The following is a 23,942-nucleotide window of genomic DNA, read 5'->3' on the forward strand; positions in this document are numbered from 1 at the left end:
ATTCAACGCCATCTCCGAGAGCCGCCAAGAAAACGAGAATACCAAGCGTTAATTTGGTAAGTTAGCGCCAATGGGGGTCTGTCTCCACGGTCGTTGCTTTCGGAGAGATACCCCTCACCCAATCGCGTTTGTGGACAGGTCGGAGATGCCCTCTCCCACAAGGGGAGAGGGCGCTGTATCTCACAGCGCATCCAGGACCTAACTTAAGCTGATAACGGCGCTGCGCGACCTGCCCACCGGCAGAGGTCGCATCATTGGAATTCAGAAATCCGGAAAACTTCGCTCCACTCCAAAATTCCTCTTTCATTTTTTCCGAAATCATGCTCTATTCCGCGCATCCCGCTCCATGAAAAGGGGCGTAGCGCGCGATCGTCACGACACGCGGGGCGGGGAGCGATGGCTGTGTTCATGCCGCAGCGTAGCCTTGGCTTACGCGGACGAACGGCGTGATACGGACGGGAAGGCGTGTGGTCCTGGCGCCCCGATGCTGGCGTCAAGTTCGCGGGTGACGATGATCCCGTAGACGACGGTGGCTAACAAGCCGGACACCGGGGAGAGCGCGCTATAACCGTGAAAACCGTCGCGCAGGGAAGGCCGGGCGTTCTCGGCTGCACCTGTGGTACCTGCCGCCTGCATTTTTTTCGCAGGCGGGCCGCAGGCGCCAGCCGGCGCCTGGCCTTCCCTGCGCCCTCTTCACGAGAGGGTGAAGCGATCGGCAAGACTCGGACGCATCGGCGCCGCGAGAGGGCGCCTTCATGTGCGTGTCACAGCCACCTGATCGAGGTGCAATCGATGATCGCGCTAGGGACCGTTACCAATCACAGGGCCATGGAAACCATGAGTCGATTTTTGGCGGAAGCGCCGGGGGTGGCGGGCCCGTTCGAATTGGACCCCAACCCCGCCGCGCTGGAGTAGGCGCGTACCCGCAGAGGTTGGCTGGCAGGCCTGCAACACCGTCACGGCGATCCGCCGCGTCGTTCGAGGCGCTCATGGTGCGTTGCAGTGAACTCGCGATTGCCCGGAACGAGCTGAATGCAAGCTGAACGACTGTCGTTCAACTTTCAAATTTTTAAAGCAAAACAGGGGCGAGTGGGGCGATTTTTAGGTTGTTTAAAGCTCCAGTTCCGCACTATTAGCGCGACGATGAGACCGCCAAAAGCCGGAATCGTCGACCGATCACGCGAGCCGACCTGACCAGCCGATTTGACCAGCCATGGCGTCTGACATGAACCCATCTCCGCAGATGCTCAGCACCAAGCGGCTGCTGATCGGCCTTGCTGCCCTGGCGATGGCCGGCGCGGGCGGCTATGGCTACATGCAGCTCCCGTCGCGATCGGCGGCGAAAGACAATATCGAGCTCTCCAGCCAGTCCAAGCGCAACGGCACCACCTTCACGCCGTCGGCGGCGGAATGGTCGACGCTGACGATCGAGCCGGTGTGTGAGAAGATATTTCGTGCCGAGCACATTACCGAGGGCAAGGTTGCCGTCGACGAGGATCGCTCGACACCGGTTTTCTCGCCCTATGCCGGCCGCGTCACCAAGCTGCTCGCCCGTCCCGGCGAAACCGTGCGCCAGGGCCAGCCGCTGTTCGTGATCGAGGCCGCCGACACGGTGCAGGCCCAGAACGATTTCATCGCCGCCATCAGCGCGATGAACAAGGCAAAGTCCGCGCTCGACCTCGCCGACATCCAGTACAAGCGCGCCAAGGACCTGTTCGAAGGCCGGGCGATTCCGCTGAAGGATTTCCAGCAGGCGGAGGCGACCTCGGTTCAGGCTCAGAACGACATGCGGTCGTCACAAACGGCGCTGGAGGCCGCGCGCAACAAGCTGCGCATTCTCGGCTTCACCGATGCCGCGATCACCGATTTCCAGAGCAAGGGCGTGATCGACCGCGAGATCACCATCTACTCGCCGATCGCCGGCACGGTCGTGCAGCGCAAGGTCGGCCCCGGACAATATGTCAATTCCGGCGCGAGCGACCCGGTCTTCGTGATCGGCGATCTCTCCACGGTCTGGCTCACCGCCTTCGTCCGCGAGAGCGACGCGGCGCTGGTGAACGTCGGCGAGGAGATCCTCGTCAACGTGCTGGCGCTGCCCGGCCGGCCGCTCAAGGCCAGCATCAACTACGTCGCCGCTTCGATCGACCCGACGAGCCGCAGGCTGCTCGTCCGCGCCACCATCGACAACAAGGACGGGCTGCTGAAGCCGGAGATGTTCGCCAATGTGACGATCTATTCGCCAGGCGAACAGCCCGCCGTCGCGGTGCCCCGACAGGCGTTGATCTACGAAGGCAGCCAGGTCCGGGTCTGGGTCGCCCGTCCCGACAAGTCGATCGAGCTGCGCAAGATCAAGACCGGTTTGATCAATGGCGACCAGGTCGCGGTCGAAAGCAATCTGAGCGCGGGCGAGCAGATCGTCACCAAGGGCAGCCTGTTCATCGATCGCGCAGCCTCGGGCAGCTGACATGCGCTTCTCCTGCCTGCCTTCCTGAAAGTGCCGATCTGAATGGACCGTCTCGTCGCCATCGCCGTTCAGCGGCGCTTCCTGATGGTCGGAATGTTCGTCGCCGTCCTGATCGGCGGCCTGATCGCGTTCCGGCAGCTCAACATCGAAGCCTATCCCGATCCGACCCCGCCGATGGTCGACATCGTGACGCAGAGCCCCGGCCTCTCGGCCGAGGAGATCGAGCGCTACATCACGATCCCGATCGAGACCCAGGTCGCCGGCATCAAGAACCTGCGCACCATCCGCACGATTTCCTTGTACGGCCTGTCCGACGTCAAGCTGCAGTTTTCGTTCGACTACACCTATGACGAAGCTTTGCAGCAGGTGCTGAATCGCCTGTCGCAACTGTCGCCGCTGCCGGGCAATGTCACGCCCCAGATCTCGCCGCTGAGTGCGGTCGGCGAAATCTATCGCTATCGCTTGCGCGGTCCGCCGGGCTACAGCGTGCTCGACCTCAAGACCCTGCAGGATTGGGTGCTGCAGCGCCGCTTCCGCGCCGTGCCTGGCGTCATCGACGTCACCGGCTGGGGCGGCAAGACCAAGACCTATGAGATCCAGGTCGACTTCAACAAGCTGGTTGCCAACGGCCTGACCCTGCCGCAGCTCTTGCAGGCGGTCGGCAATTCCAACATCAATGTCGGCGGCAACACGGTCGAGATCGGCACGCAGTCGGCAGTCGTCCGCGGCGTCGGCCTGATCCGCTCGATGGACGACCTCGCCAACACCATGGTGTCGCAGAGCGGCGGCAACCCGGTGCTGGTGAAGGACGTCGCCAACGTCACGGTGGCGGAGAAGCCGCGGCTCGGCATCGCCGGCCTCAACAACAATGACGACATCGTCCAGGGCATCGTGCTGATGCGGCGCGGCGAGCAGAGCTCGCCGACCATCGCCCGTGTCGAGCAATTGGTCGACCAGATCAACAACTCCACCATCCTGCCGCCGGGCGTGCGGATCGAGCGCATCTACGACCGCAAGGACCTGATCGACACCACGACCCACACCGTGCTGCACAACATGGTGGTCGGCATCGGTCTGATCGTGCTGTTGCAGTGGATCTTCCTCGGCAATCTGCGCAGCGCGCTGATCGTCGGCGCCACGATTCCGTTCGCGCTGTTCTTCGCCGTCATCATCCTGGTGCTGCGCGGCGAGTCGGCGAACCTGCTGTCGGTCGGCGCGATCGATTTCGGCCTGATCGTCGATGCCACCGTCATCATGGTCGAGGCGATCTTCCGCCGGCTGACGCAAACCACGCCATTGTCCGAGGCCGAGGAGAGCCACATCTCGCCCGAGACGATGATGGGCATGAAGAGCCACGCGATCCTGTCGGCGGCCGCCGACGTGTCGCGCTCGATCTTCTTTGCCGCCGCGATCATCATCGCCGCGTTCCTGCCGCTGTTCACCCTGAGCGGCGTCGAGGGCAACATCTTCGGGCCGATGGCGCGCACCTATGCCTATGCGCTCGCCGGCGGTCTGCTTGCGACCTTCACCGTGACGCCGGCGCTGAGCGCGATCATCCTGCCCGCACATGTCGAGGAGACCGAGACCCGGCTGATGCGGCTGCTGCACGCGATCTATTCGCCGGTGCTGCGCTGGGCGGTCGGCAACCGCAATCTGGTGATGACCGGCGCGATCGGTCTCGTGCTGCTGACCGTGGTGGTCGGCCGGCTGCTCGGGCTCGAATTCCTGCCCAAGCTGGAGGAGGGCAATCTCTGGATCCGTGCGACCCTGCCGCCGACGATTTCGCTGCAGGAGGGCAACGCCTACGTCAACGAGATGCGCAAGATCATCCGCGCGCGGCCCGAGGTCGATGCGGTGGTCTCGCAGCACGGCCGTCCCGACGACGGCACCGATGCCGCGGGCTTCTTCAATGCCGAGTTCTTCGCGCCGCTGAAGCCGGTGAAGGACTGGCCCGGCACCAAGGACAAGGATCAGCTTACCGCGGAGTTGCTGAAGCAGCTCGACGACCGCTTCCCCGGCGTCGAGTTCAATTTCTCGCAATATCTGCAGGACAACGTCTCCGAAGCCGTCTCCGGCGTGAAAGGCGAGAACTCGATCAAGCTCTATGGCAATGATCTGCAGGCGCTGACGGATACCGCCAACAAGATCAAGCAGGTGCTGTCGACGGTGCAGGGCATCACCGATCTCGCGGTGTTCACCTCGCTCGGACAGCCGACCGTGCAGATCGACATCGACCGCGCCAAGGCGGCGCGCTACGGGCTCGCGCCTGGCGACATCAACGCCACCATCAAGGTCGCGATCGGCGGCGACACCGCGGGCGATCTCTACGAGCCCGGCTCCGACCGGCATTTCCCGATCATCGTTCGTCTGGCGCCGGAATATCGCAAGAGCGCGGAGGCGATCGAGAATCTGCGCATCGGTGCGCAGGGGCCGAACGGCATTACGCAAATTCCGCTGAGCGAGGTCGCCACCATCAAGCTGGTGTCGGGCGCGGCCTATATCTATCGCGAGCAGCAGGAGCGCTATCTGCCGATCAAGTTCTCGGTGCGCGAGCGCGACCTCGGCAGCGCGATCCAGGAGGCGCAGCAGAAGGTCGCCGACCAGGTGCAGTTGCCGCCGGGCTCGCATGTCGAGTGGGTCGGCGAGTTCGGCAATCTGCAGGATGCGATCAAGCGGCTGTCGATCGTGGTGCCGATCAGCCTCGCGTTGATCGGCGTGCTCCTGTGGTTCAATTTCGGCTCGATGGCCGATACCTTGCTCGCCATGAGCGTGATCCCGATGGCGATCTTCGGCGGCGTGGTCGGCCTCGTCTTGACCGGAATCCCGTTCAGCGTCTCGGCGGCGATCGGCTTCATCGCCTTGTTCGGCATCGCCGTGATGGACGGCATCATCATCCTGTCGCAGTTCAACCAGCTGATCGACGAGGGTGTCGACCGCATCGAGGCCGTCATCCGCACCGGCGAATTGCAGTTGCGGCCGGTGCTGATGACCTGCGTCGTTGCCGGCATCGGCCTGATGCCGGCCGCGGTGTCGACCGGCATCGGCTCGCAGGTGCAGAAGCCGCTCGCGATCGTCGTGGTCACCGGCATGATGCTGGCCCCGATGGTCATCCTAATCACGCTGCCGGTGCTGATCTCGCTGTTCTCGCGGCGACGGGTCCGCTAGATGCGCATGTGCTCGTCGATGCGCGCGGCGGAGTCACGATCGACCGCGGCGGCATCGACGATCTCGCCGCGCTTGAACACGAGGTATCTGTCGCTGATCGAGAGCGCGAACGGCAGATGCTGCTCGACCACGATCATGGAGGTGCCGATCTCGCGCCGGACGCGCACCAGCACCTCGGACAGCCGGTCGACGACGGACGGCTGCAGGCCTTCCGTGACCTCGTCGAGCAGCAGCACGTCGGGCTTCGCCATCAACGCGCGGGCGACGATCAGCATCTTCTGCTCGCCGCCGGACAGCGTGCCGGCCCGTTGGCTCAGCCGCTTGGTCAGCACCGGAAACCAGCCGCCGACCTGCTCGAAACGCGCGGTCATGTCATCGTCCGTGAGCACGCCAAGCCTGAGATTGTCGCGGACCGACAGGTCCTGGAACAGCGCATGTTCCTGGGGAACATAGACCAGCCCCATCTTCCGCTTCAGATGCGGCGCTATCCGCGTTACGTCCTTGCCTGCAAGTTTCACTCGGCCGCGCCAGGCCGGCAGGAAGCCGACGATGGCCTTGAGCAGCGACGTCTTGCCCATGCCGTTCTTGCCGACGATGGCGAGGGTTTCGGCTTTGCCAAGCGCAAAACCCACATTGCTGATCACCTCCGACGAGCCGTAGCCGCTCGCCAGCTCGCTGACGTCCAGCACGCTGCTCATGCGAGGGCCTCCGCATGCGGAACATGCTGTCCGGTGTATATTTCGCGCACCAGCTCGCTGTTCACGACCTTGTCGACCGAGCCGTCGAGCGCGAGGCGCCCCTGGTGCAGCACGATGATGCGCGAGGAGATCTCGCGCACGAAATCGAGATCGTGCTCGACCAGGAGAATGCAGAGCCGGTCGCGTCGGGCGAGGGCGGTGAGGATGTCGGCGAAGCTCTGCCGTTCCGCGCGCGTCAGTCCGGCGGTTGGCTCATCCAGCAGCAGCACGTCGGGCTCGAGCGACAGCACCATCGCGAGCTCGAGTGCCTGCTTGAGCCCGTGGCTCAGATTGCGCGCTTCCTCATCGAGCCGCTCGCTGAGCCCGGAGCGTTCGACGACCGACATGGCTGCAGGCGGCAGCGCCAGCGTCACCGCGCGCGAGGTCAGTGCGGGAGGATCAGCATGTGTCCGCGCGACGCGCAGGCATTCTGCGACGGTCAGCGTCTCGAACACCGATGCCGTCTGGAACTTGCGTCCCAGGCCAAACCGAACGACGCGATCCGGCGGCAGCCGTACGATGTCGTGGCCGGCGATCGCGACGTCGCCGGTCGAGCGTTCGCGGCCGTCGGACAGGCAGCGGATCAAGGTGGTCTTGCCAGCCCCGTTGGGACCGACGAGGCTCAGCAATTCGCCGCGATATGCCGTGAACTGCACGCCGTCCAGCACTGCGAGACTGCCATAATGCTTGCCGAGCGCGCGAACTTCGATGGCAACGGCGTCCGGATTGCTGACCGCCGTGGCGGCAGCGGCCGGGCGCAGCGTCGTCGCAGTGCGCCGTCCCGAACCGCCGCGCTTGACCAGGCGCATCACAGCGCCAAGCAGACCGTCCGGGAAGACAAGGATCACGATGATCAGCGCAAGCCCGACGATCAGCTCCCACACATAGGGGAGGCTATTGGCAAGGTAGGCGCTCGCCACCTCGATGCACAGCGCGCCGATCACCGGACCGATCACGGTGCCGCGGCCGCCGAGCGCGACCATGATCACGAGGTTGGTTCCGAAGCTGAAGCTCGCGTTTTCGGGCGCGGCGATACCGCCGAATCCGGCATAAAAGAATCCGGCCAGCGCGGAGACGATCGCGGACAATACCAGCACCGTGATACGCAGCCGCGACGTGTCGATGCCGAGATAGGTGCAGCGTGCGTCGTTGTCGCGCAGCGCCGCCAGCAGACGTCCGGTGTCACTGCGCATCACGACGAGCGCGAGCGTCGCCGTCGCCAGCAATCCGAAACCAGCGAGTCGCAGCCAGGTCTCGATCTCCAGATCGAAGCTTTCGAAGCCGACAAGTCCGCTCGACGAGCCGGTGAATGTGCCGCCGGAATAGAGGATCTGCACCAGCACGATCGGCACCACCAGCGAGATCACGGAGGCGTAGAGCGGCGTCGAGCCAGGGTAGAACGACAGCCAGCCAGTGAAGGCGGCGACAGCGGCCGCCACCACCACGGCTGCGCCGATCGCGGCGCAGATCTGCCAGGGGCCGAAGCCATATTCGGTGAACATGATCGCGAGCGCATAGGCGCCGATGCCGAAGAAGGCGGACTGGCCGAACGTCAGCGTGCCGCAATAGCCCCACATGATGTCGACGGTGATCGCCGCGATGGCGACGAAGCAGGCGCGCACCAGGATGTTCACGAGGTAGGTATCGAGCAGCAGCGGCGCCACGACGATCACGCCGGCGGCGAGCGCGACCAGCAACGCGGGGACGATCAGGAGCGGCATCGCGCGCTTCGTTGGGGACACAGGAGAGGCGAGGGGGCGCGCATCAGGCACGGGCAAAACCCTCCGGGCGGATCCGCAGCACGACGGCGGCGCAGATCGCGATGGTGAGACCGCCGAGGATCGGATTGACGAAGGTCGAAACCAGGACCTGAAGGGTGCCGAGGACCGCGCAGGAGCCGGCCAGCGCCAGCAGCGAGCCGCCGGACACCATGACCAGCATGAACGCACCGATCAGCCAGGGCACGCCCATGTTCGGGTCGACGCTCGACAGCGGCGTGATCAGTGCGCCCGACAGCGCGGCGAGCCCGCTGCCGAGTGCGAAGGTGATCAGCCTGACCCGTGAGGAGTCGACGCCGAGGCCCTGCGCCAGCATCTCGTTCATGATCACGGCCTTGGTCGACAGACCAAGCCGCGTGCCGTTGAGAAGAGCGGTGAACAGCAGGCCGACGATGATGGCCGCGGCGATCATCACCAGCCGGTAGGCCGAATAATCGGCGCCGAACAGATGCACCGTTCCCGAGATCGGCGCTTGCACAAACTGCACCTCGCGGCCGAACATCAGCGTGATGAGCTGCCCGAGTACGATGCCGAGGCCCCAGGTGGCGAGGATCGCATCGAGCGGACGCTTGTAGAGCCGGCGGACGATCACGATCTCCGTCACGCCGCCGCAGACCGCGCCGGCGACGAAGGCGAGCGGCAGGATCAGAAACCACGGCAGGCCCAGTTGCGCGCCGACCAGGGCTGCATAAGCGCCCACGGTCAGGAAGGCGGCATGGGCGAAGTTGATGATCTTCATCACGCCGAACACGATCAGAAGGCCGGCGGCGATGATGAAGAGCATGGCGGCCGTCGTGACGGCATCGAGGGCGACGGTCAGCATGGTCATTCCCGGTCGAGAGGTTGCGGGGCGGACGCGCGTCCGCCCCGCGGGAGCATACGCGATCAGGACTTGCCCGGGCACTGCGCTCCGGGATCGACGTTCGCAAAGCTCTGGATCACCTTGACGCTGCCGTCGGCCTGGACCTGGCCGAGATACATCGTCAGCGGCGCATGGCGCTGCTTGTCCATCTTGATCGTGCCGCGCGGGCCGTCGACCGAGACCTCGGCCAGCGCCTTCAGCACCTTGTCCTGGTCGGTGCTGCCGGCCTTCTCGACCGCCGCCTTGTAGGCGTACACCGCCTCATACTCCGGAACCGACAGATCGTTCGGCGTCTTCAGCTCGGCACCAAACTTCTTGGCCATCGCCGCCAAAAAGGTCTTGTTGGCGGGGGTGTCGATGCCCGTGACGTACGAGGCCGACAGATAGATGCCGGCGGCATCAGCACCCATGCCCTTGGCGGTGCCCTCGTCGACGGCGAGGTTGCCGTAAGGCAGATTCACGCCGGCGGCGCGCAGTTGCTTGGTCAGGGTCACGTTCGGCGCGCCGCCCGCCGTCGAGGTGATCAGCGCGTCAGCCCCGGAAGTCTTGAGCTTGGAGATGATCGAGGTCCAGTCCGAGCCGTCCATCGGCAGATATTCCTCGCCGACCACCTTGCCGCCGGTCTTCTCGATGTAGCTCTTGGTGAAGCCGAGCATGCCGCGGCCGAAGGCGTAGTCGGAGCCGATCAGGAAATAGTTCTTCGCCTTCTTCTCCTTGTTGAAGTAGTCGACGATCGGCGGCACCTGCTGGTCCGGCACCCAGGCGTTGACATACAGATAGGGGCTGCAGGACTTGCCCTCGTAGAACGAGGTGTAGATGTAGGGCGTCTTGCCGCGGGCGACGATCGGCAGGCCGGCGTTGCGGGCCGCGCTGGTCTCCATCGAGATCAGCACGTTGACCTTCTTCTGAAAGATCAGCGCGTCGAATGCCTTCTGGGCGCCGGCCGCGCCCGAGGCGTCATCGGCGACCTCGAGCGCGAGCTTGCGGCCGAGCACGCCGCCCTTGGCGTTGATCTCCTCCACCGCGAGCTCGGCGGATTGCACCACCGACGGTGCAACGACGGAGTTGGCGCCCGACAGGCCGACGGGAACGCCGATCTTGATCGGATCGGCGGCCAGAGCAGGCGAGAGTGCCGTTCCCGCCGCAAGGGCGAGCGCCAGCGAGGTGGTGATCAAACGCGACGTCATCGATTGTCCTCCGTGAATGGTCGAGATGAAAATTGCCGTGGAGCAGTCAGTACCACCCCCGTTTGACCTCGCTGCCGAGCATCTCGTCATAGACATCGGAGCGGCGGTCGCGCAGGACCTGGTTGAAGGCGTTCCAGTTGCGGGCGCGGCGGGCCTCGCCGAGCGAGACGTCGGCGACCACGATCTCCTCCTTGTCCCGGCTCGCGGGACCGGCGACAGGCCAGCCGGTGTAGCTGACGATCAGGCTCTGACCCTCGAACGGCTGGCCGCGCTCGATGCCGACACGGTCGGCGCAGGCGATGAAGATCGAGTTGGAATGTGCGGCGGCCATGGCGAGAATGTTGGCCATCGCCTCGCGGCCCGGCGCCTGGCCGGGGATCGGCACCCAGTTGGTCGGCACGCAGACGATGTCGGCGCCCTGCAGCGCATTGAGACGATAGCTCTCCGGGAACCAGCCGTCGTAGCAGATCGCCATGCCGATGCGGCCGATCTCGGTGTGGTAGACGGGGAAGCCGAGATTGCCGGGCTCGAAATACAGGTTCTCCTCGTTCCACAGGTGCACCTTGCGGAACGTGCCGATATAGCCGTTCGGTCCGATCAGCACGGCGCTGTTGTAGAGCTTGGCGCCGTCGCGCTCGCAGATCCCTGCCACGAGATGCAGGCCGTGCTCGGCGGCGATCTCGCTCCAGGCGGTCACTGCGGGACCGCCTGGAATGGTCTCGGAGGCGGCGAAGGCCTCCTCGCGCGATTTGAATACGTAGCCGGAGGAGGCGAGCTCGGGGAGCACCACGAGCCTGGCGCCTTGCGCCACGGCCTGGTGAATCAGATCGAGGCTGTGGGCGAGGTTGGTTGCCAACTCGCCGACCATCGGCTGCATCTGGATGCAGGCGATCCGCACTTTGCTGTCGTCATCCGTCGTCAAGGCACGAGTCTCCGTTGCGTTCGCGAGGGTCGCGCGCGCCAAACAAAAAGCCCCCGACTGCGCCTTGCGGCGCAATGCGAGGGCTGCATAGCCTGATGTGAAATGGCCGACCGGCCATTGGCGGACATCCGATGTCCGCGACGTCCTCAAGTAATTCCCATGCTTGATACGAAGTCAACGCCATCGGCTGCAAAAATTTCGGGCCGCGACTGCCCAGCGCATGAGCGCGGAAACACCCGCTCAGCGCGAGGCCGGCGCATCCAGCACACCCAATCCGCCGAGCGTCTCCTGCGCATTGATGATCGAGATCGCGATATCCGCCATCGCGACGCGCTTCTGCGTCGCCTGCGCGCGGATCAGCTCATAGGCCTCGACCTCGCCGACCTGCTTCAGCCCCATCAGGATCTTCACCGCCTTGTCGACGTCGCGCCGCGCCTTCAAGGTCTCCTCCAGCTTCTGCACCTTGCCCTCGAGCCTGCGCGTGTAGCCGCGCAGCGAGCGCGCGAGCACCAGCGACGACAAGATGCCGAACGAGCGGATCGGCTTGTTGACGACGCCATGCGCGTTGCTGTCGAGCAGCCGCTTCAGGATGGTCGGATTCTCGTAGTCGACGATGGCGATGAAGGTGAGTGGATGCTCGCTGGTGCCTTCCGGAAAGATCATCTCCTCCGAGGTCTCGATCAGCTGGAACACGGTGTCGATGTCGTGCGGGATCGCGGCCGGCGGCGGCCACACGCCGCGCACGTTGCAGCCGATGCGCTTGAGCTGGTCGATCAGCGCATCGCCCTCGGCATCGCGCGGATGGATCACCAGCACGCGCGCGCCGCGCAGCTCCTCGATCAGCCGGCGCACCCCCGGCTTCATGCGGTCATCCGGCCTCATGCTGAGAGCGCCTCTTCGCTCAGCCAGCGGCCACCGATCGGCGACACTGAAAGATACGGGTCCGGCTTGATCGGGCTTTTGCTCTCCCAGACGATGTCGAACTGCCCGTCGGCGCGCACGCGCCCGATGCGCGGCGTGGTCCAGACGTGGTTGTTGTCGGGATCGATCCGCATCGGTCCCTCCGGCGCCTCCAGGCTGAGGCCGAGCGCGGCTTCGACCAGCTTCTGGGTATCGAGGCTGCCCGCCTGCGCCAACGCCAGCGCGAACAGCTTGATCTGCGCATAGGCCGAGGCGCTCCACATGCTGACCGGCTTGTCGGCGCCAAAGGCGGCCGCGAACGCCGCCTTGAAGCGGTCGTTGCTGTCGCGCGCGAGCGTGCCGAAATAGCTCGCCGCAGTGAGGTGGCCGGCGCAATATTCGGGACCGATGGCGCGGACCTCGCCCTCGGCCATCGTGAGACTGGCGATGGGCAGCCGCTTCGGATCGAAGCCGGCCTGCGCATACATGCGATAGAAGCGCTGCGCGGTGCGGCCGACGATGGTCGAGAACACGACGTCGGGCGCGGCATCCCTGATGGCATCGAGGCCGCGCGAGAGCTCGGCATCGGTCGCCTCCATCGCCACATATTGCTCGCCGACGACGCGGCCCGCATAGGACTCGACGAGGTCGCGCATGATGCGGTTGGATTCGCGCGGATAGATGTAGTCCGAGCCGATCAGGTAGACGCGCGGGCCATGCTTGCGCACGATGTATTCGGCAAGCTGGAACGCGTTCTGGTTCGGCGCCGGCCCGGTGTAGATCACGTTCGGCGAATATTCAAAACCCTCGTAGAGCGAGGGATACCACAGCAGGCCGTTACGACGCTCGATCGCCGGCAGCACCGCCTTGCGCTCGGCCGAGGTCGAGCAGCCGAAGATGACGGAGGCGCCGTCCTCGGTCAGCAGCCGATCGGCGAGCTTGCGGAACGTCTCAGGCTGCGAGCCCGGATCATAGGCGATGACCTCGATCTCGCGGCCGAGCACGCCGCCGTCCCGGTTGATCTCCTGGATCGCCAGCGCGGTGCCGAAGAAATGCTCGGACTCCGTGACCTCCATCAGGCCGCTGCGTGAGAACAGCACGCCGACGCGCCAGACATCCTTGTCGGATGATTTTGCGGTCGGTCTCGTCGTCATCATCATGCCTCCAGGTCGACGGGCCGGTCGCGCCGGCTCGGAAGCGCTGTTTATTGCGACTCATCGCGCGGTTGGCAACCGGGGCGGAGGCCGCAGACGAGGATCCGGATCAGGACGAGCCGCAGCATCGCCGCGACGCCCAGTGCGTCCGGGTCATGCGATAGGCCGGGCCCTCGTGACATGATGAGGGCGCAGGGAATGCCGGGCGCTGGCCACACCCATGGCCCGCCTGCAGAAAAAAAGCAGGCGGCAGTCACCACAGGTCAGCCGAGACATCCCGGCATTCCCTGCGCGGAGGTTTTAACGCTTATACGCGCTCTCCTCGGTGCACCGGGCTTGTTGGCCACCGTACGCGACGACGCGCTTCTCGCACGCTGCCGCGGGGACACCAGCTTCGGGGTGTCAGGACCACGCGACTTCACGTCCGCAAGTGCATCGTTCGTCCGCACATGATGCGCGCCGATGCCCTCACGTCCACCGCATTGCCGGCCCAACGTATCGTGACGACGCGTACGTCCCTCATCCGGACCGGAACGCGGGCAGCATACGCCTGATTTGCTGATTTTCGGAAGCGATTTATTTTGGACGAGGGCTCTTGAAACCGGTCTTGTGGTTGATCGCGTGGGCAAAATCGGTGTTTTGCCGCAGCGAGTGACCACGTAATCTGTCGTCATTCCAGGGTATTCCGGGGCAGCCGCGCCAGTGGCTGAGCCGGAATCCATATTCAGGATGGCCCCTGCGAGGATGAGGTGAGCCCACGCCCAGCTCGCTTCATCTCGAGCTGTCGTGGTTACAGAGTCCGGGCTCGCACTGTCCGCTGCGATAGGGCAGGCGACATCGGAGTCGCTGACGTCGGGTTCGGTCGACCGGCGCTGAGTGATATGGACTGCGACGCGATGATGGATGTCATGCAACGTGCCGCATCGATCTCGCGACCAGCTTGGAGCCCGAATGGCGCGTTCGCGCGTTGACCCCTGTTGGATTCGGCGATAGCCGACTCGCGATGCTCGAAAGACCACGGCACGCGTCCAGATGTCGCGGCCAGACTGGAAAGTTGACATGCGCAGCTTCGAAGACCGAGTTCTGTTGTTCCTGCTCGTGGTGATCACGCTGCTGCTCGGCTGGATCCTGCTGCCATTCTACCCCGCCGTGCTGTGGGGCGTCGTGGGGGCCATCGTGTTTTCTCCCCTCCACCGCCGATTGTCGCGGTCGATGCACGGCAGAGATGGGCTTGCCGCAGCCGTCGCCGTACTGCTGGTCGTCCTGATCGTCATTCTGCCGCTGTCGCTGATCGGGGCGGCGCTGGCGCAGCAGGCCTCCGGTGTCTACGGCCAGGCGCAGTCGGGCCAGTTGGACCTCGGGCAGTATTTCCAGAAGATGCTGGAGGCGCTTCCGACATGGGTGGTCGATCTCCTCAACCGTTTTGGACTTGGCAGCCTGGCCGGACTGAAGGACAGGCTGTCGGCCGGCCTGCTGAAAGGCAGCCAGATGATTGCGGGCCAGGCGCTGAACATCGGCCAAGGGACCTTCGAGTTCTTCGTCAATCTGTTCCTCATGCTGTATCTGCTGTTCTTTCTGCTTCGCGATCAGGAGGCGTTGTCGGCGCGTATCGCCAACGCCATTCCGCTGCGCGCGGAGCAGCGGCACGCGCTGCTGGGCAAGTTCACGGTCGTCATTCGCGCGACGGTGAAGGGCAATCTGGTCGTGGCGCTGGCGCAGGGCGCTCTGGGCGGTCTGATCTTCTGGTTCCTCGGCATCACCGCGCCGCTGCTATGGGCCGTCGTGATGGCGTTTCTGTCGCTGCTTCCGGCTGTCGGAGCAGGGCTGGTGTGGTTTCCGGTCGCGCTCTATCTGCTGGCCACCGGATCGGTCTGGCATGGCGTGATCCTGATCGCCTATGGCGCCCTGGTGATCGGGCTTGTCGACAATCTGCTGCGTCCCCTCCTGGTCGGCCAGGACACCAAGATGCCCGACTATGTCGTGCTGATCTCGACCCTCGGCGGGATCGAGGCGTTCGGTCTGAACGGCTTCATCATCGGGCCGGTCATCGCCGCAATGTTCATCGCGATCTGGAACATGTTCTCCGACGCGCGCGGCGATGGGGCGTTCGTGCACGACACCACGCAGGGTACTGGACGATGAGGCACGTCACGATGGGCCGATGACCGCCACCGTGAGGGTGACTCGAATTCTGCTCCCGTCATTCCCGGGCAGAAGCGCCAGGGGCCGGCCCGGATTCATGACCACCAAAAGGCCGTCATTGGCGGGATCATCGCTGCGCTCGTCGTCTCGTGCAGTGGCGGCTGCGGAGCCCGGGCCCACCCCGCAATAACCCGGAAGAAAACGGCGCAGCGCCATATCGTCGCGGCAAACAAGAGGGAATTAACGGATCGTAATCCGCCATCTCCTAGCAATGCGGAGTCCGGCGGGTTACGTTGTACGATCTGTCCTGCGCGCCCTTGACCTCTCTCCTGCGGGCATGTCTCAGACTGCTCTTCCAGACCGGCTCATCGTCGGGCGCACGATGAATCATTTGGCTTCGACCCCCGGTTGAATCCGCGAAAGCTCTGGTTTCGAGCGCCTGCGGCGGTCCGCAGGGGTCCATTTGGCTGCGGTCGCGCCATGCGCGATCGCCAAGAACACAAGGTGGAGACGACATTGCAGTTCGATCAGCCAGTCGCGATGGCGACTGTGCCGCCCAAGGACCGCGCCACGCTGCGCGCCGGCGACGACGAGGGCCGCGCGGCGGCCGACGCAAGGTACTGGATGCAGATTCTCAGCAGCTATCGCACGCCAAACCGCCTGCGCAGCGTGACCGAGCTGGTGATCACGGCCGTGCCGCTGGTGGCGCTGTGGACGGCCGCCTGGTTCGCGTTCTCGCTCGGCCATGCCTGGGCGTCGTTGCTCATCGCGATTCCTGCCGGCGCCTTTCTGGTGCGTCTGTTCATGATCCAGCACGATTGCGGCCACGGCACCTTCTTCGCCGGGCGTCAGGCGAACGACTGGGTCGGCCGCATCCTGGGCGTGCTGACCCTGACGCCTTACGACTGGTGGCGGCGCACGCATGCGATCCACCACGCCAGTAGCGGCAACCTCGACAGGCGCGGCATCGGCGATATCGATACGTTGACCGTGCGGGAATATCAGGCGCGGTCGAGCTGGGCCCGGCTGCGCTACCGGCTTTACCGCCATCCCCTGGTCATGTTCGTGGCCGGTCCCGCTTACCTGTTCTTCCTGCAGCACCGTCTTCCGTTCGGTCTCATGCGTGCTGGCTGGTCTCCCTGGGTCAGCACGATGGCCACCAATCTCGGCATCGCCCTGGTGGTCGCCGGGCTGATGTGGCTGATCGGCATCCAGGCGTTCCTGGTCGTGCATCTCCCGATCATGCTGCTCGCCGCCATGGCGGGGGTGTGGCTGTTCTACGTCCAGCATCAGTTCGAGCACACCGTCTGGGAGCGGGGCGAGCGCTGGACGCAGCAGCAGGCTGCGCTCTACGGCAGCTCACATTACGACCTGCCGGCATGGCTGCACTGGCTCACCGCCAACATCGGCATCCACCACGTCCACCATCTCTCAAGCCGAATTCCCTATTACCGGCTGCCGGTCGTGCTGCGCGATCATCCCGAGCTGCGCGAGATCGGCCGCATCACACTGCCCGAGAGCCTGCGCTGCGTCCGACTGGTGCTGTGGGACGAAAAGCAGCGCCGGCTGGTGTCGTTCCGCGACGCCGGAGCGGGAGCCGGAGCATTGGAGCTTCGGACAAGGACACCGAAGCTCACTGGGTCACAGCCATAGTACGTAGATTAGGCAGGGGCGCGCGAGCGACCTGCCCACATACAAGTTCTGACCCGGCGGGTTGAGCCGTCAGATGGAAACCAAGGCGCGCCGACCGCGCGCGTCTCAGGCCGCGCCGCTTTGTTTGGCCGGTGCCTGTCGTTGGGCCGGTGCCTGTCGTTGGGCCGCCGACCAGGATGCGTGGAACCAGCCGCTGAGGCCCCAGGGGTGAGTCCGTTCCAACCAGATGAACGGTCCCATCGGCGTTTCAAACTTGCCGGGCTGGGGCCCGACCACGCCCCGACCATGCAGCAACTCGCCCTGCCAGCCTTCGTTCTTGGAGCCTTCCGCGCCGACATGAAGCCGGTAGGCCCAGGGCTCGGTGTCCATGATGACGTTGCCCTGCGCCGTCTTCATCCAGGCAATGGTGTCGGCGTGGATCGCACCAAAGGGATGAAAAGGACGGTTCTCGGGGACGCCGACGAACACGCCGACGCCGGTCTTGACCGTCGCGCCGGCGGCGATCGTCACGGGCTCGCCCTTCTGATCGTACAGCACGCCGTGCCAGTTCTGCGATTTCGTGCCCGGCGCAGTGACGATGATCTGGTAGGCGAGGCGCGGCTCGTCGAGGAGCGGCTGTTGTGACATGATCGTCTCCCATCCATGCGGGCCGGACGTGACGGCCGGGACGCGTGCGGCCCTATGCTGACACAGTATCGGCACGGCGCTAGATCGGGCGTTGACCTGAATCAACCATCACGAGTTGAATGCAATTTCAGATTGAGTAAAAGGCTGGTGCGGAGTGTCAGTGGACGCGCCATGCCCACCGCCCGTCGGTCGTAGTAATCGGCCTCATAGTAGGACGGCAGGCACGCATCTGCCTTCACTCTGTCGAGCGAAGGCAGATGCTTTCTCCGTCCTGCGGGCTAAAGGCTCAATCCCTCACCACGCGCACGGCGCCCTTCGCGGCGCTTGAGGCGAACGCGGCGTAGGCCTTCAGCGCGGTCGAGACCTTGCGGGCGCGCTTGGCCGGCTTCCAGGCCTGGTCCCCCCGGGCCTCCATCGCGGCGCGGCGCCGGGCGAGCTCCTCATCCGACACTGCGAGATGGATGGTGCGGTTGGGGATGTCGATCTCGATGCGGTCGCCGTCCTGCACCAGGCCGATCAGGCCGCCCTCGGCGGCTTCCGGCGAGACATGGCCGATCGACAGCCCCGAGGTGCCGCCGGAGAAGCGGCCGTCGGTGATCAACGCGCACGCCTTGCCGAGGCCCTTCGACTTCAGATAGCTGGTCGGATACAGCATCTCCTGCATGCCTGGGCCGCCCCGCGGGCCCTCATAGATGATGACGACGATGTCGCCGGCCTTGATCTTGTTGGTGAGGATCGCTTCGACCGCGGCGTCCTGGCTCTCCATCACGCGCGCAGGACCCGAGAACTTCAGGATCGAGGCATCGACGCCCGCGGTCTTCACGATGCAGCCGTCGCGCGCGATGTTGCCGGTCAGCACGGCCAAGCCGCCATCCTTGGAATAGGCATGCGCGAGGTCGCGGATGCAGCCCTTCTCGCGGTCGAGATCGAGCTCCTGGTAGCGGCGGTCCTGGCTGAACGCGACCTGCGTCGGCACGCCGCCGGGGGCGGCCATGTAGAAGTTCTTGACGCTCTCGCTCGCCGTGCTGCGGATGTCCCAGCGCTCCAGCGCTGATGCCAGCGAGGCCGAATGGACGCTCGGCAATTCGGTGTGCAGCAGGCCGGCGCGGGCGAGCTCGCCGAGGATGCCCATCACGCCGCCGGCGCGGTGCACGTCCTCCATGTGCACGTCGGCCACGGCGGGAGCGACCTTGCACAGGCAGGGGACCTTGCGCGACAGGCGATCGATGTCGGTCATCGTGAACGGGATCTCGCCCTCATGCGCGGCGGCGAGCAGATGCAGCACGGTGTTGGTCGAGCCGCCCATCGCGATGTCCATGCTCATCGCGTTCTCGAACGCCTTGAAGTTGGCGATCGAGCGCGGGAGCACGGATGCATCGTCCTGCTCGTAATAGCGGCGGGCGAGGTCGACGATCAGGTGACCGGCCTCGACGAACAGGCCGCGGCGGTCGGCATGCGTCGCCAGCACCGAGCCGTTGCCGGGCAGCGACAGGCCGAGCGCCTCGGTCAGGCAGTTCATGGAGTTGGCCGTGAACATGCCGGAGCAGGAGCCGCAGGTCGGGCAGGCCGAGCGCTCCATCACCTCGACGTCGGCGTCCGAGACCTTGTCGTCGGCGGCCACGATCATCGCGTCGATCAGGTCGACCTTGCGCAGCTTGCCCTCGATGTTGACCTTGCCGGCCTCCATCGGACCGCCGGAGACGAACACCGCGGGGATGTTGAGCCGCATTGCGGCCATCAGCATGCCGGGCGTGATCTTGTCGCAGTTGGAGATGCAGACCATCGCGTCGGCGCAGTGCGCGTTGACCATGTATTCGGTGCTGTCGGCGATCAGCTCGCGCGACGGCAGGCTGTAGAGCATGCCGTCATGGCCCATCGCGATGCCGTCGTCGACGGCGATGGTGTTGAACTCCTTGGCGACGCCGCCGGCCTTCTCGATCTCGCGGGCGACCAGCTGGCCGAGGTCCTTGAGGTGGACGTGGCCCGGCACGAACTGGGTGAAGGAGTTGACGACGGCGATGATCGGCTTGCCGAAATCCTCGTTGGTCATGCCGGTGGCGCGCCACAGGCCGCGGGCGCCGGCCATGTTGCGGCCATGGGTGGAGGTGCGGGAGCGATAGGCGGGCATGACGGGTTTCCTCAGGCGTTCCTCGAAAGGCAATGTTGGTCTGCGGGCCGGCAGGCCGGGCCGGACAGACGGCAATGATGCGGCGAGGCATACAGCGAAGTGCTTGATGATTCGACCCTAAATTTCGCCGTTCCGGGATGCTCCGCGGGCAGGGCCGGCGTGCGGCTGTCCACAGCCGCAGGTCCCGGTTCGGCGCAGTCACGACTTTGTGGCTACGCGGGGAACAGGAAGGGCGCTTAGATTTGAACGGTAGAGTTTTGTTCGACCCGGTCCAGCACGAACGTTCCCGCCGCAGCCTCCGCCCGCGCGTCCCATGTCGTCCGTCATCCGATTCCGTCACCTGCCGACCCTTGCCGCGCTGCTTCTGGTCGCCCCCGGCGCCGCCTCGGCCCATGCCGTCATTGTCTCGTCGCAGCCCGCGGCGGGCGGGACCATCGAGAAGCAGCCGACACTGATCCGGCTGCGCTTCAACAGCCGCATCGATCACGCCCGCTCGCGGCTGAAGCTGCGCGCGCCCGACGGCGCCGAGCAGGCGCTCACGCCGGCCGCCGACGGGCCGGCCGACGAGATCGACGCCGAGGCCAGGGCGCTCAGCCCCGGCGCCTGGCATCTGCAATGGCAGGTGCTCAGCGTCGATGGCCACATCACCCGTGGCGACATTCCTTTCAACGTGCGCTAGCCGTGGCGCTCTTCCTCGACATCTTCGGCTATCTCTCGGTGGTGCTGCGCGGCCTGACCCTGCTGGCACAATGCTTCACCGTGGGCGGCCTGGCGTTTCTGCTGTTGCTGCTTCGCCCGCTACAGCAAAGGCTGTCCGCCGACGCGATCGTCGTGGGGAAGCGCAGCCAGCGCTTCCTGCGCCGAAGCGCGTTCGGCTGGTTCGCGGTCGTGCTGGCCTCGCTCGCGGTCAACATGGCGGCGCTGATCGGGACGCTCGACCTGTCGCTCGGCGAGGCGGCGGGCGCCGACTTCGCGCGCTCCGGCATGGCCGTTGCCGCCTGCGCGCTCGGCATCGCGGCGCTCGCCCGGACCGGCAGCTGGGCCGCCTGGCGCGTCGTGGCTTTGGCCGTGCTGGCTGGTGCCGCGCTGCTGCTGCAGCTCAACCTGACGCACGCGGCGAGCCGGCTCGAGGTGCGCTGGCCGCTGCTCGGCGCTGACTTCCTGCACATGCTCGGCGCCGGAATCTGGATCGGCGGCCTGCCGTACTTCCTGATGGCGCTGAACGGCTGCAAGGCGGATGACGATCAGCGCCTGATCGGACGGCGCTACTCGCTGATGTCGATGGTCTCGGTGGCGGCGATCGTGCTCGGCGGCATTGTGATGGCGATCGCCTATCTCGGCTCGTTCGTGGCGATCTACGGCACCGCCTATGGCGTGATGATGTCGGCCAAGGTCGCGATGCTGCTGATGCTGCTCGCGCTCGGCGCCGGCAACTTCTTCGCCGTCGAACGTTTGCGCCGCGGTGATCCCGCAGCACCGCTCTCGCGCATGAAGCGCTTCGTCGAGGTCGAACTCGGCATCGGGCTGACGGCGCTCCTGACGGCGGGCTCGCTGACCTCGCTGCCGCCCGGCATCGATCTCAGCCAGGACCGGCTGAGCTTAAGCGAGATCGTCGAGCGCGCTGCGCCGCAATGGCCGCGGCTGACGAGCCCCTCGGTCGACCAGCTCACGATCTCGCAGCTCCAGGCGAGGATCGACGCCGCCGACGCGCAGCGCCTGACGGCGCCGCAAGCCTATGTGCCGGGCGAGGGCGTGATCCTGCCGCGCAGCGCCGCCGACATCGCCTGGTCGGAATACAACCACCATTGGGCCGGCATCTTCGTCGTGCTGATCGGCCTGCTCGCGCTGATCGAGCGCTTTGCCTGGGGCGGCTTCGCGCTGCACTGGCCGCTGTTGTTCCTGGTGATGGCGGCGTTCCTGTTCCTGCGCGCCGACGAGATGGCCTGGCCGCTCGGCCCGATCGGTTTCTGGGCCTCGTGGCGCGATCCGGAAGTGGCGCAGCACCGGCTGTTCGTGGTGCTGATCATCCTGTTCGGCCTGTTCGAATGGCGGGTGCGGCTGCGCGGGCAGAAGGCGGGGCGGGCGGCGCTGGTGTTTCCGCTGACGGTCGCCGCCGGCGGCGCGCTGCTGCTGACCCATTCGCACGCCATCGCCAACATCAAGGACCAGCTCCTGATCGAGATGAGCCACACGCCGCTGGCGCTGTGCGGCATCACCGCCGGCTGGGCGCGCTGGCTGGAGCTGCGCATGGACGGCCGCATCAGCCGCGTCGCCGCCTGGGTCTGGCCGGTGGCGTTCGTGCTGGTGGGATTGATCCTGCTGGATTATCGCGAAGCGTGAGGCGCCTTACTGCTTCCGCAGGAACACGTAGTCCGCGGAATAGGCGACGCTGCGGAGTTGCCCGGCGGCGTCGCAGGCGCCTGCCAGCTTGCCGCCGGCCGTGTTGATCCGCTGCACGGTGGTCACATCCGAGAGCACGCCCTTCGCGCCACGATGGGAGACGACCTCGAGCTTCAGCCAGGGGATGTCGTTGTCGGTGGCGCCGACCGCGGTGCCCTGCACGCGGCCGCCGACGATCGAGCCGTCCTGATGCTCCCAGCTCGGGCCGGCGTAGTGCCGGCCGACGGTCTTGCCGTCCTCGAACAGGCTGGCGATCGGTTCGCGAAAGGTCCAGGCGAGCTTGCCGTCCTTGTCGGCCTTGCAGTCGTAGACCTGCGCGCCTTCGGCATGCAGCGTCAGCACGGCCTTTTCGCCGGCGGCGACCAGCGCGTCGGGAATCGTGGTCTCCGCGGCGTGGGAGGAGCCGATCTGGGCACCGAGCACCAGCAGAGCGAGCGATGAGGTCAAGCGCATGATCAGGTTCCTCGACGGCAGGAGTGAAACGGAAACGGGCCGCGCTGGCGGCGCGGCCCGTTGATAGGTGACGAAACCAGAAGGCGAAAGTGGGGAAACTTACGCCGCCATCGCCTTGGTCAGGTTCTCGGCGATCTTGTCGAGGAAGCCGGTGGTCGAGAGCCAGCGCTGGTCGGCGCCGACCAGCAGCGCGAGGTCCTTGGTCATGTAGCCGGACTCGACGGTGTCGACGCAGACCTTCTCCAGGGTCGAGGCGAACTTCGCGAGCTCGGCATTGTTGTCGAGCTTGGCGCGGTGCGACAGGCCGCGGGTCCAGGCGAAGATCGAGGCGATCGAGTTGGTCGAGGTCTCCTTGCCCTTCTGGTGCTCGCGGAAGTGGCGGGTCACCGTGCCGTGGGCGGCCTCGGCCTCGACGGTCTGGCCGTCCGGGGTCATCAGCACCGAGGTCATCAGGCCGAGCGAGCCGTAGCCCTGGGCCACCGTGTCGGACTGCACGTCGCCGTCATAGTTCTTGCAGGCCCAGACATAGCCGCCCGACCACTTCAGCGCCGCGGCGACCATGTCGTCGATCAGGCGGTGCTCATAGGTGATCTTCTTGGCCTCGAACTTGTCCTTGAACTCCTTGTCGTACACCTCCTGGAAGATGTCCTTGAAGCGGCCGTCATAGACCTTCAGGATGGTGTTCTTGGTCGACAGGTAGACCGAGTAGTTCTTGGCGAGGCCCATGTTGAGCGAGGCGCGGGCGAAGTCGTAGATCGACTCGTCGAGGTTGTACATCTCCATCGCGACGCCGGCGCCGGGCGCCCTGAAGACTTCCTTCTCGATCACGGTGCCGTCGTCACCGACGAACTTCATCGTCAGCACGCCCTTGCCGGGGAACTTGAAGTCGGTGGCGCGGTACTGGTCGCCATAAGCGTGGCGGCCGATGATGATCGGCTTGGTCCAGCCGGGGACCAGGCGCGGCACGTTCTTGCAGATGATCGGCTCGCGGAACACGACGCCGCCGAGGATGTTGCGGATGGTGCCGTTCGGCGACTTCCACATCTCCTTGAGGCCGAACTCCTTCACCCGGGCCTCGTCCGGGGTGATGGTGGCGCACTTGACGCCGACGCCGACCTTCTTGATGGCGTTGGCGGCATCGATCGTGATCTGGTCGTTGGTCTTGTCGCGGCTCTCCATCCCCAGGTCGAAATACTGCAGATCGATGTCAAGGAACGGGTTGATCAGCTTGTCCTTGATGTACTGCCAGATGATCCGCGTCATCTCGTCGCCGTCGAGCTCGACGACCGGGTTGGTCACCTTGATTTTTGCCATGATCGATGGGGCCTTCTTGGGAACAGCGCGCCAGGAATGGAAAGCGCTTGTGAAAT

17 protein-coding genes are annotated in these 23,942 nt (G+C 65.4%); 6 read left to right on the plus strand and 11 right to left on the minus strand.

Annotation, left to right across the window (positions count from 1 at the left end):
• Window positions 1-1,225 precede the first annotated feature (1,225 nt).
• The gene (locus ACQR10_RS10785) at window positions 1,226-2,464 is read left to right on the plus strand and encodes an efflux RND transporter periplasmic adaptor subunit (RefSeq protein WP_410051400.1); all 1,239 of its coding nucleotides are present in this window, start codon (window positions 1,226-1,228) and stop codon (window positions 2,462-2,464) included.
• A 42-nt stretch (window positions 2,465-2,506) separates the two neighbouring features.
• Window positions 2,507-5,629, plus strand: a complete 3,123-nt coding sequence (locus tag ACQR10_RS10790) for an efflux RND transporter permease subunit (protein WP_316215915.1) — start codon at window positions 2,507-2,509, stop codon at window positions 5,627-5,629.
• On the opposite strand, the gene ACQR10_RS10795 is transcribed toward ACQR10_RS10790, so the two are convergent.
• The 7 genes from ACQR10_RS10795 to ACQR10_RS10825 form a co-directional block, all read right to left on the minus strand.
• Window positions 5,626-6,327, minus strand: coding sequence for a branched-chain amino acid ABC transporter ATP-binding protein (locus ACQR10_RS10795; protein WP_316215916.1), 702 nt, complete (start codon window positions 6,325-6,327; stop codon window positions 5,626-5,628). The two genes, ACQR10_RS10790 and ACQR10_RS10795, sit on opposite strands and share 4 nt — an antisense overlap.
• Entirely contained in the window at window positions 6,324-8,087 is a 1,764-nt protein-coding gene (locus ACQR10_RS10800; protein ID WP_316215917.1) for a branched-chain amino acid ABC transporter ATP-binding protein/permease, read from the minus strand. Before ACQR10_RS10800 ends, ACQR10_RS10795 begins: the two co-directional genes overlap by 4 nt.
• Before the next feature lie 43 nt (window positions 8,088-8,130).
• Window positions 8,131-8,967 carry a branched-chain amino acid ABC transporter permease gene (locus tag ACQR10_RS10805; protein WP_315801235.1) on the minus strand — a complete coding sequence of 279 codons (837 nt, stop codon included), beginning with the start codon at window positions 8,965-8,967 and terminating at the stop codon, window positions 8,131-8,133.
• Between the two features lie 62 nt (window positions 8,968-9,029).
• Window positions 9,030-10,193: a substrate-binding protein gene (locus ACQR10_RS10810; protein WP_316215918.1), complete on the minus strand. Its 1,164-nt coding sequence runs from the start codon at window positions 10,191-10,193 to the stop codon at window positions 9,030-9,032.
• Window positions 10,194-10,239: 46 nt separating this feature from the next.
• Complete coding sequence (locus tag ACQR10_RS10815) at window positions 10,240-11,115, minus strand: nitrilase family protein (RefSeq protein WP_315801233.1); 876 nt, start codon at window positions 11,113-11,115, stop codon at window positions 10,240-10,242.
• Window positions 11,116-11,355: 240 nt separating this feature from the next.
• The gene (locus ACQR10_RS10820) at window positions 11,356-11,979 is read right to left on the minus strand and encodes an ANTAR domain-containing response regulator (RefSeq protein WP_172131072.1); all 624 of its coding nucleotides are present in this window, start codon (window positions 11,977-11,979) and stop codon (window positions 11,356-11,358) included.
• A 14-nt stretch (window positions 11,980-11,993) separates the two neighbouring features.
• A complete protein-coding gene (locus ACQR10_RS10825; RefSeq protein WP_315801231.1) occupies window positions 11,994-13,169 on the minus strand; it encodes a transporter substrate-binding domain-containing protein in 1,176 nt (391 codons plus the stop codon).
• Between the two features lie 1,059 nt (window positions 13,170-14,228).
• Between ACQR10_RS10825 and ACQR10_RS10830 the strand changes: the two genes are divergently transcribed.
• Complete coding sequence (locus tag ACQR10_RS10830) at window positions 14,229-15,311, plus strand: AI-2E family transporter (protein ID WP_315801229.1); 1,083 nt, start codon at window positions 14,229-14,231, stop codon at window positions 15,309-15,311.
• 480 nt (window positions 15,312-15,791) lie between these two features.
• Window positions 15,792-16,964 (plus strand): fatty acid desaturase, encoded by a 1,173-nt coding sequence (locus ACQR10_RS10835; protein WP_410051401.1) that lies wholly within the window; start codon window positions 15,792-15,794, stop codon window positions 16,962-16,964.
• 105 nt (window positions 16,965-17,069) lie between these two features.
• Here ACQR10_RS10835 and ACQR10_RS10840 read toward each other — a convergent pair whose 3' ends face one another.
• On the minus strand, window positions 17,070-17,591 hold the full coding sequence (locus ACQR10_RS10840; RefSeq protein ID WP_316215919.1) for a hypothetical protein: 522 nt from the start codon (window positions 17,589-17,591) through the stop codon (window positions 17,070-17,072).
• A gap of 286 nt (window positions 17,592-17,877) precedes the next feature.
• Window positions 17,878-19,719, minus strand: a complete 1,842-nt coding sequence (gene ilvD / locus ACQR10_RS10845; RefSeq protein WP_316183065.1) for a dihydroxy-acid dehydratase — start codon at window positions 19,717-19,719, stop codon at window positions 17,878-17,880.
• Between the two features lie 313 nt (window positions 19,720-20,032).
• Here ilvD and ACQR10_RS10850 point away from each other — a divergent pair, with 313 nt between their 5' ends.
• Together ACQR10_RS10850 and ACQR10_RS10855 are read left to right on the plus strand one after the other, a co-directional pair.
• The gene (locus ACQR10_RS10850) at window positions 20,033-20,398 is read left to right on the plus strand and encodes a copper resistance CopC family protein (RefSeq protein ID WP_316215920.1); all 366 of its coding nucleotides are present in this window, start codon (window positions 20,033-20,035) and stop codon (window positions 20,396-20,398) included.
• A 2-nt stretch (window positions 20,399-20,400) separates the two neighbouring features.
• On the plus strand, window positions 20,401-22,059 hold the full coding sequence (locus tag ACQR10_RS10855; protein WP_316215921.1) for a copper resistance D family protein: 1,659 nt from the start codon (window positions 20,401-20,403) through the stop codon (window positions 22,057-22,059).
• A gap of 6 nt (window positions 22,060-22,065) precedes the next feature.
• On the opposite strand, the gene ACQR10_RS10860 is transcribed toward ACQR10_RS10855, so the two are convergent.
• Window positions 22,066-22,572: a DUF3455 domain-containing protein gene (locus ACQR10_RS10860; protein ID WP_316183068.1), complete on the minus strand. Its 507-nt coding sequence runs from the start codon at window positions 22,570-22,572 to the stop codon at window positions 22,066-22,068.
• A gap of 99 nt (window positions 22,573-22,671) precedes the next feature.
• A complete protein-coding gene (locus ACQR10_RS10865; protein WP_316215922.1) occupies window positions 22,672-23,886 on the minus strand; it encodes an NADP-dependent isocitrate dehydrogenase in 1,215 nt (404 codons plus the stop codon).
• Window positions 23,887-23,942 lie beyond the last annotated feature (56 nt).

It is taken from the genome of Bradyrhizobium sp. HKCCYLRH2060, from assembly GCF_051168135.1.
Taxonomy (GTDB): domain Bacteria; phylum Pseudomonadota; class Alphaproteobacteria; order Rhizobiales; family Xanthobacteraceae; genus Bradyrhizobium.

Excerpts from the sequence above, each read along its gene's own strand:
- ACQR10_RS10785 (WP_410051400.1), top strand. The coding sequence starts at position 1,226 with ATGAACCCATCTCCGCAGATGCTCAGCACCAAGCGGCTGCTGATCGGC.
- ACQR10_RS10790 (WP_316215915.1), top strand. The coding sequence starts at position 2,507 with ATGGACCGTCTCGTCGCCATCGCCGTTCAGCGGCGCTTCCTGATGGTC.
- ACQR10_RS10795 (WP_316215916.1), bottom strand. The coding sequence starts at position 6,327 with ATGAGCAGCGTGCTGGACGTCAGCGAGCTGGCGAGCGGCTACGGCTCG.
- ACQR10_RS10800 (WP_316215917.1), bottom strand. The coding sequence starts at position 8,087 with ATGCCGCTCCTGATCGTCCCCGCGTTGCTGGTCGCGCTCGCCGCCGGC.
- ACQR10_RS10805 (WP_315801235.1), bottom strand. The coding sequence starts at position 8,967 with ATGCTGACCGTCGCCCTCGATGCCGTCACGACGGCCGCCATGCTCTTC.
- ACQR10_RS10810 (WP_316215918.1), bottom strand. The coding sequence starts at position 10,193 with ATGACGTCGCGTTTGATCACCACCTCGCTGGCGCTCGCCCTTGCGGCG.
- ACQR10_RS10820 (WP_172131072.1), bottom strand. The coding sequence starts at position 11,979 with ATGAAGCCGGGGGTGCGCCGGCTGATCGAGGAGCTGCGCGGCGCGCGC.
- ACQR10_RS10825 (WP_315801231.1), bottom strand. The coding sequence starts at position 13,169 with ATGACGACGAGACCGACCGCAAAATCATCCGACAAGGATGTCTGGCGC.
- ACQR10_RS10830 (WP_315801229.1), top strand. The coding sequence starts at position 14,229 with ATGCGCAGCTTCGAAGACCGAGTTCTGTTGTTCCTGCTCGTGGTGATC.
- ACQR10_RS10835 (WP_410051401.1), top strand. The coding sequence starts at position 15,792 with ATGCGCGATCGCCAAGAACACAAGGTGGAGACGACATTGCAGTTCGAT.
- ACQR10_RS10840 (WP_316215919.1), bottom strand. The coding sequence starts at position 17,591 with ATGTCACAACAGCCGCTCCTCGACGAGCCGCGCCTCGCCTACCAGATC.
- ilvD (WP_316183065.1), bottom strand. The coding sequence starts at position 19,719 with ATGCCCGCCTATCGCTCCCGCACCTCCACCCATGGCCGCAACATGGCC.
- ACQR10_RS10850 (WP_316215920.1), top strand. The coding sequence starts at position 20,033 with ATGTCGTCCGTCATCCGATTCCGTCACCTGCCGACCCTTGCCGCGCTG.
- ACQR10_RS10860 (WP_316183068.1), bottom strand. The coding sequence starts at position 22,572 with ATGCGCTTGACCTCATCGCTCGCTCTGCTGGTGCTCGGTGCCCAGATC.
- ACQR10_RS10865 (WP_316215922.1), bottom strand. The coding sequence starts at position 23,886 with ATGGCAAAAATCAAGGTGACCAACCCGGTCGTCGAGCTCGACGGCGAC.